Source organism: Maridesulfovibrio frigidus DSM 17176, assembly GCF_000711735.1.
GTDB classification, from domain to species: domain Bacteria; phylum Desulfobacterota; class Desulfovibrionia; order Desulfovibrionales; family Desulfovibrionaceae; genus Maridesulfovibrio; species Maridesulfovibrio frigidus.
This window is the reverse complement of record NZ_JONL01000008.1, coordinates 1-12,888: the sequence shown is the minus strand read 5'-3', so window position 1 is coordinate 12,888 and position 12,888 is coordinate 1. Positions and strand designations below refer to the sequence as shown.

Annotated in this window: 15 protein-coding genes; 7 read left to right on the top strand and 8 right to left on the bottom strand. The window is 43.9% G+C overall.

What is annotated here, in order from left to right; all coding sequences use genetic code 11:
• Positions 1-15: 15 nt before the first annotated feature.
• The 5 genes from BR06_RS0114950 (at position 16) to BR06_RS0114930 (ending at position 4,142) form a co-directional block, all read left to right on the top strand.
• Entirely contained in the window at positions 16-786 is a 771-nt protein-coding gene (locus tag BR06_RS0114950) for a hypothetical protein (RefSeq protein WP_031484474.1), read from the top strand.
• A 60-nt stretch (positions 787-846) separates the two neighbouring features.
• Complete coding sequence (locus tag BR06_RS0114945; protein ID WP_031484472.1) at positions 847-1,317, top strand: LysM peptidoglycan-binding domain-containing protein; 471 nt, start codon at positions 847-849, stop codon at positions 1,315-1,317.
• 190 nt (positions 1,318-1,507) lie between these two features.
• Positions 1,508-2,659, top strand: coding sequence for an ion channel (locus tag BR06_RS0114940; RefSeq protein WP_169738252.1), 1,152 nt, complete (start codon positions 1,508-1,510; stop codon positions 2,657-2,659).
• Entirely contained in the window at positions 2,652-3,164 is a 513-nt protein-coding gene (locus BR06_RS0114935) for a cyclic nucleotide-binding domain-containing protein (RefSeq protein WP_031484467.1), read from the top strand. Before BR06_RS0114940 ends, BR06_RS0114935 begins: the two co-directional genes overlap by 8 nt.
• A 108-nt stretch (positions 3,165-3,272) precedes the next feature.
• Positions 3,273-4,142: a septal ring lytic transglycosylase RlpA family protein gene (locus BR06_RS0114930; RefSeq protein WP_031484465.1), complete on the top strand. Its 870-nt coding sequence runs from the start codon at positions 3,273-3,275 to the stop codon at positions 4,140-4,142.
• 128 nt (positions 4,143-4,270) lie between these two features.
• Here BR06_RS0114930 and BR06_RS0114925 read toward each other — a convergent pair whose 3' ends face one another.
• Complete coding sequence (locus BR06_RS0114925; protein WP_031484464.1) at positions 4,271-4,561, bottom strand: integration host factor subunit alpha; 291 nt, start codon at positions 4,559-4,561, stop codon at positions 4,271-4,273.
• A 128-nt stretch (positions 4,562-4,689) separates the two neighbouring features.
• On the bottom strand, positions 4,690-5,109 hold the full coding sequence (locus BR06_RS0114920) for an HIT family protein (RefSeq protein ID WP_031484462.1): 420 nt from the start codon (positions 5,107-5,109) through the stop codon (positions 4,690-4,692).
• A gap of 177 nt (positions 5,110-5,286) precedes the next feature.
• Here BR06_RS0114920 and BR06_RS0114915 point away from each other — a divergent pair, with 177 nt between their 5' ends.
• Both BR06_RS0114915 and BR06_RS0114910 read left to right on the top strand, forming a co-directional pair.
• Positions 5,287-6,318: an elongator complex protein 3 gene (locus BR06_RS0114915; protein ID WP_031484460.1), complete on the top strand. Its 1,032-nt coding sequence runs from the start codon at positions 5,287-5,289 to the stop codon at positions 6,316-6,318.
• Positions 6,319-6,459: 141 nt separating this feature from the next.
• Positions 6,460-8,130 carry an FAD-dependent oxidoreductase gene (locus BR06_RS0114910; RefSeq protein ID WP_031484458.1) on the top strand — a complete coding sequence of 557 codons (1,671 nt, stop codon included), beginning with the start codon at positions 6,460-6,462 and terminating at the stop codon, positions 8,128-8,130.
• A 26-nt stretch (positions 8,131-8,156) separates the two neighbouring features.
• Here BR06_RS0114910 and BR06_RS0114905 read toward each other — a convergent pair whose 3' ends face one another.
• From BR06_RS0114905 to BR06_RS20565, 6 genes are all read right to left on the bottom strand, one after another.
• The gene (locus tag BR06_RS0114905; RefSeq protein WP_051677123.1) at positions 8,157-9,047 is read right to left on the bottom strand and encodes an alpha/beta fold hydrolase; all 891 of its coding nucleotides are present in this window, start codon (positions 9,045-9,047) and stop codon (positions 8,157-8,159) included.
• 190 nt (positions 9,048-9,237) lie between these two features.
• Positions 9,238-10,992 (bottom strand): hypothetical protein, encoded by a 1,755-nt coding sequence (locus BR06_RS0114900; protein ID WP_051677122.1) that lies wholly within the window; start codon positions 10,990-10,992, stop codon positions 9,238-9,240.
• A gap of 162 nt (positions 10,993-11,154) precedes the next feature.
• On the bottom strand, positions 11,155-11,415 hold the full coding sequence (locus BR06_RS0114895; RefSeq protein WP_031484452.1) for a hypothetical protein: 261 nt from the start codon (positions 11,413-11,415) through the stop codon (positions 11,155-11,157).
• 7 nt (positions 11,416-11,422) lie between these two features.
• A complete protein-coding gene (locus tag BR06_RS0114890; protein ID WP_031484450.1) occupies positions 11,423-11,830 on the bottom strand; it encodes a hypothetical protein in 408 nt (135 codons plus the stop codon).
• 221 nt (positions 11,831-12,051) lie between these two features.
• Positions 12,052-12,432, bottom strand: coding sequence for a hypothetical protein (locus BR06_RS0114885; RefSeq protein WP_031484447.1), 381 nt, complete (start codon positions 12,430-12,432; stop codon positions 12,052-12,054).
• 59 nt (positions 12,433-12,491) lie between these two features.
• Positions 12,492-12,888 (bottom strand): hypothetical protein (locus tag BR06_RS20565; protein WP_034603068.1); only part of this gene is annotated, 397 nt, incomplete at its 5' end.

The window sequence follows — 12,888 nt, the reverse complement described above, 5'->3', positions numbered from 1 at the left end:
GAATAGGAACACGCTATGTCCAACTCATGGATACAGGCGAAAATGCCGGAATTTATCCGCGACACATTCAGAGATTTCTGCCTTGCCGGAAGCGCCCTTGAAGAGCAGTTCGAAACTTTCGACAGGGAACGCAGCGTCAGCTTTGAAATGTTGAATGATCTGATAGGAACAGCCATGAACAAAGGGCTGCTCTGGAGGCTCAAGGATACAGCTCACCTTCTTTTCAGAAACACGACGGATGACCCGTTATCCGGAAGATTTCTTGATTGGGGGCTGGGATATATATTTCATGAAGCATATAAGCTTAGAGAAGACGCATACCAGAACTTAAACTACGCCCCGCTGTTCTCGAACCTGCGGGGTAAAGATATAGCTCTGCCCGAGTCTTCAATAGGACAGGACTTTGTTCAGGTTGTAGAACAAACTGAAGAAAGTATGGAGCGCGAAATAAGCCGAATCAGGTTTATTATGTCCAGATGCAGAAAACTTTTACCTTTATTTTTAAAAGATCATAAAGAAAACACTCTGCTAGGTCGTCTTATTTACTCGCAAAATCATCTTATCCGTGAAGTTTTCCGTGATGAATACGACTTTTTAATTGACACAATCTACGCGGAAGAACCTGAAATGCTTTATGTTTTTGCATCCATGAGCCTTAGAAATGGTGGATGGATGGCAAATGCTATCGAAGCAACTAATCAAGCATACAAAATGAACCCTAAAAATCCTAGGGTGTTGCAAGAAAAAGAAATAGTTGATAACTGGTCAAAAAGAGTTAAAGTATAACTTATTGAATTCAATTGGGTACCCCATTCAAATTTCTTTTACTGTAGAGGAGGCCTCTAAATGAAAAAACTTATTTTGCTTGCGGTTGTCATCAGCCTCATGTCCGCATTTGGTTGTGCGAAGAAAACTGCACCTCAAGAAGAAGTTGTAGTTGTTGAAGAGACTGAAGTTGTTGTTATCGAGGACGTAGTTGTTCCTCCGACACCAATGGAAATTTACGAAAACGAGTACAGAACTCTTCCTACTTCTCACGTTGTAGCTAAGGGCGAATGTCTCTGGTGGATTGCTGAATACCAGCAGATTTACAATGATCCGTTCATGTGGCCTCTTATTTATAAGGCAAACAGAGAGCAGATCAAAAACCCTGACCTGATTTACGCAGGACAGAGTCTTGATGTTCCTCGCGTAGGATACAGCCTTGATGAAGTTAAAGAAGCACGTAAAGAAGCTGGCTCATCATGGAAGGATCTCGATCCTCAGCAGAATGCTGTTGTTCCCGGCGAAATGAAAGCAGCTCTCGGCTACTTGTAGAAATACTTAGCCCTTACACTGCCTTTTAAAACCCGATTTCTGTTTTACGGAAATCGGGTTTCTTCGTTTCCAACATATTAAATCGAATAAGCTTGAACCCCATCACTAAAATAAGCTACATTAAAGTATATAATTAAACAGAGGCGCCTTTCAGGTTTGCCCAACTTCTTTATCCATGTCTGGCAGGATAATGATGAACTTTATTGCATGGCTTAAAACTGGGTTCGGAAAACTCGTGCTTGCCACAGCAGGCTTGCTCCTGCTCAGCACGTTTGGATTTTACTGGCTTGAGCTAAATGAAGGCTCGAACGGTGGAATTTCCAATGCTTTCTGGTGGTCCATAGTTACTCTCACAACCGTAGGCTACGGAGACCTTGTTCCCGCAACTGTTCCCGGCAGAATTCTTGGTGCTTTAGTTATGATATCCGGCATTGGCCTTGTCACATCGCTAACTGGTAACATGGCTTCCATGCTGGTTGAGCAGAAAGCTAAAAAACGCAAGGGGCTTTTAACAGTGAAAATCAGCGATCATGTCATAATACTGGGCTGGAATGACTACGCTTACGGGCTGGTTGAATCATTATTAAAACAAACTTTGATAAAAACATTTAACCTCGTAATCGTTTGTGAAGTAACCGAGCAGCAACGCGATGAGATCGCCTTCAAACTGGAACTTGGCGATAAGCTGCATTTCGTTCACGGCTCCATCTGCAAGGCCAGCGTCATAGCAAGGGCCAACCCGGAATTTGCGAAAACAGTTTATGTTCTTTGTCAGGACAATCTCGAAAGCAAAGAAGCTGACCAACAAGCGATATACGCCGTTCTTGCTTTGCGAACCATGTCACCAAAAGTTCCCATTTATGCAGAAATTGCCAAATACGAAAATAAAGAACATCTGCGCAGAGCAGGCGCAAATGAAATACTTGTACGTGGAGAAATCTCAGCTCGTATGATGGGGATGATGGGAATTAATCCATCAATACTATCTTTCTTCCGCAATCTCCTCGGAATCGGAAATACAGGAAGACTTACCTTCAAGCCTTGCTCGGCGGAAGATAAGCTCAAGAATTGGGGAGAATTATGCTTGAAAACCAGACAATCAGAAGGAACGCTTCCCGTAGCCGCATGCAAGTTAGGTAAAAACATATCTTTACAGGACGTTATGGATGAAAGCTCCGCACTAGATCAATTCATAATGGAGCTTTTCGAAAATTCCGGACATCCAACAGCACTGGGTTTGCAAGGCCCTGAAGTTAAAATGAATCCACCAGATAGCGAACCTATGGCGCAATATGATGCTCTTTTGATCATCAGCGCGGAAGGAGAAGCTGACCATGACTGACACCTGGAAATCCATACCGATGTTTGACGGCCTAAATAGCGAAGAGCTGTCTCATGTCCGCGATATCTTTACAAAAGTTGCGGTCAGGGCAGGCACGCACATTATTTCAGAAGGAGAAGAAGGGGATGAAATGTTCATCCTTATTGATGGCAAGGTTAAAATTTCGAAAGCGATGCTCATTAAGGGAATGAGTCTCCCTTTATCCGAAGTAAAAAATCCGCGCAAAGTTCTTGCAAATTTGGATGACACGACCTTTCCAGTTTTCGGAGAAATTGCACTCATTGATAATGATCAAAGGTCCGCAACTGTCACAGTCGTCGAAGACTCAGACTTTCTGATTACAAACAGAGATAAATTTTTTGACCTAATTCAAAAACACCCCGTAACAGGCAATAAGCTCCTTCTGAAAATCGGAAAGCGTTTATCTGCAACGGTAAGAAGAAACAATGGAGAACTGGTCAAACTAACCACTGCTCTTGCCCTCGCCCTATCCCGATCTTCCTAACTACTGGACTTAAATAAGCTGAGCAATTATGAGACGTATACCTCTGTCCTGATTCATACATATGAACAGCACAGAGGAAATATCTTCTTTTGATCTCCGGAGGAATACGTGAACAAAATAATTATCTTCTTTTCCATGCTTTTACTTCTCGCTACAGCAGGCTGTGGCAAAACCGTCATCCACTCATCGCGCCCTGTTACCCAGCCTACAATTTCACAGAAAGACACTCCTGACAGAATAAAGCCGGTATTGAAAATAGACCCGTATACTATTGACGGCAGAACTTACATTCCGCATCTCAGCGCTAAAGGGTACAAAGCGGAAGGGCTGGCTTCATGGTACGGAGACGACTTCCACGGTAGAACCACCGCAAATGGTGAGACATATGACATGTACGCAATGACAGCCGCACATAGAACCCTACCCATGGGAACCATGGTGGAGGTTACGGAGCGTGCAAGCGGCAACAAAGTAATCGTGCGTATTAATGATCGCGGACCATTTGCTGATCCTGACATGAGAATTATCGACCTGTCATACACAGCCGCAAAAGATCTGGGCATCGCCACAAAGGGCATAACCCGCGTTGAACTGCGCACTATTGATGACGTTAACGTCGAACCAGTTACATCCGCCGAAATTGTTGCAACAACCGCCGCACCTGAAACATCTGCAGTAGTTGCAGAGACCCTCAGAGCTGAACCGGAAGCTGAAGATACCATGATTACGGAAACGGCGACCACCGAGTATGGTTATTTCGTTCAAGTTGGTTCATTCAGTGAACCTGAACGTGCAGAATCCATTCTGGAATCTCTTCGTAGAAGCGGATATAGTGAATCAAGAATGGAAGAAGTGAGTGTGAATGGCGCAAAATACCTAAGGGTTCAAGCTGGATCTTTCAGCTCCCTTATCGCGGCAGAAGAAGCTGTCAACGATCTTGGAACAGAGTTCCCGGACACCTTCATTGTAGCAGAATAGAAAAAAGCAACAAATTAAGGGGCCCGAAAATCAATTCGGGACCCTTATTTAATTGCATAAGGCAAGCGAGCACTGAGCATGCATTTAAAACAAGACCAGACGGTCCAATCTAGAAAAAAGAGCTGCTATTAATTAAGCTCTGATCTGAACTTTCTAGAAAGTCTGAAAACAACAACCTTGCGTGCAGGCAATGTAATTGATTCATTTGTCTGAGGGTTACGCCCCTTTCTTGCATTTTTATCATAAGCTTCAAATTTACCAAAGCCACTGACAAGCATAGCATGGTCACTTTTAATGGCCTGTTTCATGATGTCCAGAATGCTTTCGACTAAATCTTTGATTTCCGCTCTATTTCTGTCGGTTTTTTCATAGATGTAATCAACTACACTGGCTTTAGTAAGAGTATTCCCGTTAGGCATATCCTCTCCTCCGGTATCCCCGGCCCTGCGGTCAGGGGCGGCGGTTTTTAAGTTATCCCCAGAGCTAAAAGCTCTGCGACGATACTAGCTAAAACATTATCTGAAGAATAAATTAACCATCAATTTATTCACGTTATCATTCTTTCTATCTTTTGAGCAAGTGCAAGAGCTTCATCCATATCATCGTACTCCATCTGGCCCCAATGTTTCAATCCATCACCCGTAAAACGGGGAATCAGATGAAAATGGGCATGAAATACAAGCTGGCCTGCGGCACTGTTATTGTTCATAAGCAGATTCATTCCATCTGCTCCAGTTGCTTTGACAATTGCATCTCCTGCCAACTGTGCAGCCGTAATAATGTCCTTGCCTAAATCCGCCGGCATATCCCATATATTCTCATAATGAGATTTAGGTATAATTAGCGCATGCCCCTTATTCACGGGACCGATATCTAAAAAACTGAGTACATTTTCTGTTTCGTAAATCTTGAAACACGGAATTTCTCCCGCTACAATTTTACAAAAAATACAATCTTTATTGTTCATAATAAATAGGGTTCAAATACTTATGTTGCGTGTTGCGGTAAATAAACTTAAATGTGATTCAAACAGCCTTTTGTGATAGTTTTACTAAATATTTACCTAACCATTTTTTTTTAATCAAGCTAATTTATTAAATAAACCCGTGGTTGATGATTTTAATTACAAGGAATCCCTTTAAATATGAGCTCCCTCATCTTCAAACATCCTGAGCCAAGCAGGCCGAAAACCCGCATCTGGCCTATATTTATGCCATTTATGGGTTGCCCTTCGCGCTGCGTATATTGCTCACAGGAGAAACAGACAGGAAGCACTGCTAAAGCCTTAAACCAAATATATCAGAATTTTAAAGATGATATTCCCGCTTTTTTTGCTGATTCAAACCGTCAGCCCCTCGAAGTTGCGTTTTTCGGAGGAACTTTTACAGCACTTCCCATGGAATGGCAGGTCCGTTTCGTGAGCCTAGCGCAACAATTCAAAGACGAAGGACTCATCACAAAGGTACGATGCTCCACCAGACCAGACTGCATATCCTATGATCATTTAATGATGCTCAAGGATTCAGGGTTGGACATGGTTGAGCTTGGCATTCAGAGCTTTTCAGCGCGGACCTTAAAAAGATCGGCCCGCAACTATTCCCCTGAAACAGCTCGCATGGCCTGTGAAACAGTTAAGCGCGCAGGCCTTTCCTTAGGCATACAGCTTTTACCAGGACTACCGGGTTCCACAAGGGGAAACTTTCTGCGCGATGTAAGCGAAACCATCGAGCTTAGGCCTGACGCAGTCCGGGTCTACCCCTGCCTCACAGTTAAAGGGACAGCTCTTGAAAAATTATTTAACGCAGGAAAATATCATCCATGGTCATTATCCAGAACCGAAGAAGAGTTATCTTTTGCGCTCCTGAGATTTTGGAACCATAAAATCCAAGTCATCAGACTTGGCGTTGCCTCCGAAGAAGGATTTGAAGAAAATATTGTTGCAGGCCCCGTTCACCCTGCTCTTGGACAGCTAATCCGATCCAAAGCCCTATACCTTTTTATACGTTCAAGGCTGCCGCTAATAGACTCTAAGATTACAAGAGTGACGGTTCCTTCTAAATATTCGGGCGAGTTCTGGGGCCATAAAGGGGTTCTGAAGAATCTATACTCTTGCGTAAACATCACACCAGAAATAGTTCGCTTCAGCAAAGGACGACAATTCGAATTACATTCTTAGAACTTGATCTGTTACAATCTATTCTTTTTGATTCTATTTAGTAATAATTCCTGTTAACAATCCTCTTGGTAACCCATAAAGAATAAACTTTCACAAAGACCGCACATAGGTTAATATTTTCAAAAGTAATAGGAGATTATCATGAGCGCACTTACAGCAGAAGAAAAATACAGCAATTTTATTCCTGACGAGAGCCGTAAATACCTTGGAAAACTCTTTTCAGAGTTCGACAAGGTTGTCACTATTGAAGTTTTCACTCAAAAAGGACCTCATGACGAGTACAATGAATTTACGCTGAATCTTTGCCGTGCCCTTGACATACTCACTGATAAAATCGAACTTTTTGAATATTCTCTTGATACCGATATGGCTCGAAAACGCGGAGTGGACTCCACCCCCACTGTACTGATCTCACCGGACTTATACGATATCCGCTTTCTGGGAGCACCGGCAGGCGAAGAAGGCAGAGCCCTTGTAGAATCGCTTAATCTGGCTTCAAAGGGAGCAGACAACATTGCGGACACTACAAAAGAAATTTTAAGCAAACTTGATTCTGACAGACAGATCAAAGTCTTTTCCAGTCCTAGCTGCCCATACTGTCCAGGGCAGGCAATCAATGCATTTAAAGCTGCGGTAGCCAATCCTGATAAAATTTCTGCATGGTGTATTTCCACAACGGAAAATTCAGCACTTGCAGAAGAGTACAACGTAGGCTCTGTCCCTCATACTAATTTCAATAATGAAGTGTCCTTCATCGGCATGGAAGCCGAAAACAAGTTCATGATGCAACTGCTTTTCCTTAAACCACTGGATGATATTCTTGAAGAGCAAAGTGCAAAGAACGGAAAAAGCGATGAAGAAAAAGATAAAACTCTAATGGATCTCGTAATTATCGGGGCTGGACCTGCCGGAATGAGTGCGGGTATTTACGCAAAACGGAGCGGCCTGAGTTGTGTAGTTCTAGACAAACAGGGCGTTGGCGGACAAATAGCCTTGACTCCTAAAGTCGAAAACTATCCCGGCTTCCCCGGCATTAACGGTTTTGAGTTGGTTGAAATTCTTAGCTCTCATGCACGCGAATACACCGAAATAAAACAGTTCGCAGAAGTTCAGAGCATAACATATGGCGAGCGCATTAAAATTGTAACGGACGAAAACACATACCTAGCAAAAGGCGTGTTGCTCGCAACGGGTGTTAAAGTCCGCATGCTTGGTGTTACCGGTGAAGATAAATTTTACGGACACGGCGTCAGCTACTGCGCCACCTGCGATGGTAATTTCTATCGAGGAGGAAAAGTTCTCGTTATCGGAGGGGGAAACACAGCCTTGACCGATGCTCTCCACCTCAAGCACCTTGGGGTCGACACTACTATAGTCCATCGCGGCGCCACATTCAGGGCCGAACAGGTCCTGCAAGATTCCGTTAAACGCGAAGGAATCAAAATCATCTGGAATTCTATTGTCACTGAAGTTTTGGGCGATGATCAAGTCGTAGCGGCACGGATTAAAAACACCAAAGAAAACACTGAATCCGACGTAGAAGCTGACGCGCTTTTCGTTGCCATAGGGCAAACTCCAAACACCGATCTTGCTGAAAAACTCGGAGTAGAATTGCACGATGACGGATTCATCAAAGTCGACATCACACAAAGAACCAACGTTGAAAGAGTCTACGCAGCCGGCGACGTAACAGGGGGAGTAAGGCAGATTATCACCGCGACAGGTCAAGGCGCAGCCGCGGCTCTAACTGCGTTTGAAGATTTCAACCGTTTCTACACCGATGAAGCAAAAACTGTTAAAAATATTTGGTAAATTTATTTGATAAACAGGTCTCCCAGCTAGCGCGCAAGCATATCTTCGCGCACAGCTAGGAACGTGGTAATGGTCCGCGCGAGGGACACAGGGGCTTGATACATCAGCCAGTGGGCCGCGTTTTTGAAACGGACCAGCCATGCACCTTGAACTTTTTGAACAAGCTCAAGGCTGAGTGTTTCATCCAAAATATCATCCTGCATCCCTGAAATAATCAATGTATCATTTTGCAATACTTCAAGGCGGTCGCATGTACCGGGCCAATTGATCATGGCCTCTCCTTGCGCTTTGATAACTTCTACGTTCGGAGAATTTTTCGGATGGGGCAACTTGGACAAAGCATCAGGATGCTTATCCAGCCAAGCTTTCGGGAAAAAATGAGTAAGCAGTTCCTCCGTATCCATAGCCAGCAGTTCTTTCGTAATCTTTGCTACCGGCTCATTATCGCACGCCGTACCCATCAATATTAGTTTATTTACCTTTTCTGGATAATTTAAAGCCATCTCCTGTGCGATAAGGCTCCCCATAGACCAGCCGAAAATATGCGCCTTCTCATAGCCGAGCGCACTTAAAAGTCCCGCGCTATAGCCTGCCATACTGGTTATGGTTATCTTGTCCGTTCCGGCGGTAGACCCGCCCATGCCGGGATTATCAAACATTATAACCTGATTATTTTTCGCAAGCTCGCGGACCATATCAACATCCCATAAATCCATGGTTCCACCGAAACCCATTATTAAAAGCAGCGGTTCGCCTTCCCCAACCACACGGTAAGCAAGCTCAGCATCCGCAACCTGCACAGTGGAATAAGACAACGCGCCAACATTCGGTGCACTGCAAATATTGTTGTTAAGGCCGCATCCGGCAAAGCATAATAGAAGAATAAAGATAGCTGGCAATAATAAACGGCGCCCCATAAAAACTCCTGATAAATGTGAATAGACGTGGATAGATGTAGATAAAAAGAAATAGCTCTACGAATTTGAATTGAACAAACATTACCGTGTACAACCCGTTTTGAAAAGAGATCAGAATAATTTAGTAAATAGCGCCTTGCCGTAAAGTTAGGAGAATTAAGCAACAACGACAAGACGCTATTTATATTAGCTAAATTTTATTTCCATCTACCTCCGAAGGCTGTCCGCCCTTACCAGAAGTATCAGGAGAATTTACTCCACGGCTATCCTCACTCTCTTCGCTTCCATCACTTTCTACACTTTCACTATCTTCAGCGTCGCCTCTTACATCGCCTTCAATTTCCTCGTCAGCTTCAAGCTCTGGATTTTCTTCACCGACCTCCGAAGCATTTTCTGTATCACTATCTTCACTACCGTCATCATCCATAGCATCAACATCAAGGTTCCCATCATCAGCCATATCAGCAGCTGCATTGCCGTCAGCATCATCAGAACCACTACACTCAGTACCGCCAGCGCAAGTTCGCTTACTTTCATCAAAATAATCATCGATAACCTCGTTGCGTATTCCAGTGATGCTGAAAACTTCCCCCTTCTGTAAATAATACTGCACCCTATGAAGTAGATCACGAACGGCTGCCCCGTGGTCTTCCGTATCACTTCCAGCCAGCTTCGCTGCGTCCGCAATATCGCGCAGGCTGTTCATGATAAGCTTTGCCTGCGGGGCATCTCTCATGCCGAATAAACCAACCAACATAGCCGCGTCAGTGACCCCAAGGCCGCCGGCAATCATTGTATAAATTTGATACTCAACTACAATTTGGCGGGAAGTTATTCCATTTACTGCCGTAAGAAATGGGCCATCTCCACCAACTCTATCTCTCCTTTCAAGAATCTTTCGCCAAACTTGACGGAAAAGTAATGGCAGTCCTGAATCGGTAATAATTTCAGGATTTAATTTCCCCTCAGTATATTGTTGAAAAAGAGCACGGTTTAATCCGTTCAGTTTGTCGTCTTCCGCTTTCTTAGCCATAGCAGCCTGCTGTACTTTATCCGCACGAAGCATTTCGCGAAGTTCATCCTGCATGGCAGTATCAGTAATAGCCTTAATATTCTTCTCCACTTCCTCGTCACCAAGAGTACGGAGCGCAGCGAACTCCTGCTTCAAGCTCTGATTCCAAGCAAACGGATTCAACTTTGTCACGAGCTGAGCATACGCTTCCTCCGAGAATCTCTGCTTCCAACTGGCCGCCACAATCAAAGCAGAAATAGGGTCATTCGCGCCGATAGCTTCAATTGCACCGGCAAACATGGCCTGCTTTGCACTGCCAAGGCGCTGAGCCAGAACCGCTGGATTACTTCCGAGGTAAAGCCGCATAACAGCGCCTTCGAGCAATCTTTCGCCATGCTCCAAAGATGCGCGATCAGGACTCATATTGACTGAGCGAAGCACTGAATCAATCGTGTCGCGGGCAGTCTTATCTTTCCAGCTCTGGTATTCCTGACTCTGATGCTGTGCGACAATGTTAATTGCTGTTTTTCTACGTGAATTCAAAATCCCCATGAACCGTTCACAGGCTTCCTCATCGGGTAATTTATCCAACAATTTTCCGCCTTCTTCCGCGAAATAATCATTAACCTCACTGGTAGCAGTCTGCGCCGCCCCTTCCATCCGCTGCATGACTCCCGTTTCAGGAGAATTTAAAATTTCCTGTAGCCCAATTTCAAAAGTGTTGTAGGCATCAAGCACCCGCAAATCGCGCTCCTCATCCTGCCTGTCGCGAGCGCGCTGTAAAAGCTCGGGAGCTATCTCCTTATTGCCAAGTAGCAATTCCACCTCAGGACTCACTTTCTTCTGTCCATTCGTTCCCCCGAGAACAATCCCCGGACCCGGATTCGACTCCCCCGCAAATTTTCCAAAACCACCTGCTGAAACTTTCGGCATCTCTTACATCCTTGTTTACATTAAATTTATTGAAAAAATTCATCTGTTGAAAAACAAGGATACTTAGAAAGCCGGACCCGAATAAGCCGACTCAGGTCCGCACAGGAAAAAATGTGAAAAAGGGCAAAAATATAGCCCCGACCGAAGTCGGGGCTGATAATGCTACTTAATATCTTCTGATTTTTCAGGAAGACCTTCTTCAACCTTTTCCATCTTTGATGTCCGCTTATACAATAAATTGTATAAGATAATGATTACACCTACAATTACGATTACCCATCGGGCTGGTTCAGTTAGCGGAAAACCTCTAAATGAAGGAATTGTTTCCCCAAACTGAGGACCCGCTATCAAAATACACACTAGCCCTAAGATAACACCTACAACTCGACTTAACAGCGGTACCTTCTTATTATGATTCTGCATTTTATACCTAGTCTTTCGCCTTAGCTTCTTTATACTTTTTATGACCATACTTAACTAATTCAACAGTTGCGACAGCGGCAGCCCCTCCCTTACTAGTTGCAGGCAAGGTAGAAGGATTTAGACTTGATACATAGTCATATATATTCTGAGTACCAAAGGTGTCACCCGCCTTCGTCGTATTTAACTTACCGTCAGCTTCAATGCTCTTATGTAGATATTTCTTCTTTGACTGTTTGAGTATTTTTTTACCCGCTTTACTAACCCCGCGAACAACAGCCTTCCCATCCTTAAGCACAGCCCCGCCCGCAGAAGCAACAGTTCTACCAAAAGCAACTCCTGTTGCGGTAGTCCCGAGAACTCCTACTGCTCCTATTGCCGCAGGAAGTGCTACTAAACCTAGAGTCGTATTTCGCAATTTATCATTAGTTTTAAACTCATCAACAGTCTTATCAATAGCCTCACCAGCCGCCTTTTCGCCTTCGACTGTTGCCCTTTTGATGCCCTCAATACTTTTATCTTCCGCCCCATCAAGGCCATCTGCAATCGAGGAAAAGGCATTGCTTAGACCTGAATATATTTATAAGAAATTTTTGTTATACGAAAATATAGCCCCGACCTAAGTCGGGGCTAATAATGCTATTTAATATTTTCTGATTTTTCGGGATTCTCTTCATCATCTTTCAATTCTGGGTGCCGATCATAGAAGCCTTCTAGTGGTTCTAATTCGACTTTGCAGTCAGGACACATATGCTTATCTGGGTTTTCACCTTTGAGGAAAACTCGTTCGCACTTAGGGCAAATATGATCTTCATATAAACCTCTATGATCATTATTTGATTTTGGTCTACCTCGAATAGCATATATTCCCACCAAAGCAAAAAATGCTACTCCAAACCAACGTCCTATCAAGGTGATAGGAACTCCTCCCTTATAATAAAAGACTTCCCCACTATCCCATGGGGATAATGCATATATAACAATAAGACTAAGCCCTAAATAGTACCACCGCTTCCCCATATCCATCTTCCTTTTTCAAATTCTATGTTATTTAAAGAAAGTTTTTAAAGTGAAAAATATTATCTTGAATTACGCTGTACAAACTCAGAAATAATAGCTCCTGCTGCTTCTGATATATTTTTTGGATTAGGAGCAACTCCACTTATAGGGTTTGCGCCTTTTGCAAAATCAATAACATCTTGTGCCCCAGGAGTCATGGCAACTCTATTCGCAATAGCGACAGCCGCACTTGAAGCTACGGGGCTTAAAGCAACACCAGAAGCCATCGCAATAGGTAATCCCCCTGCACCAAGAGCTATACCCGTATACTTCTGCAACTCTTCATTATTCTTAAATTCATCAACAGTCTTATCAATAGCCCCACCAGCCGCCTTGCCACCTTCAACCACAGCCTTCCCGATGCCTTCAATGCTTTTATCCGCAGCGCCATCAAGACCGTCTGTAATCGAGGATGAG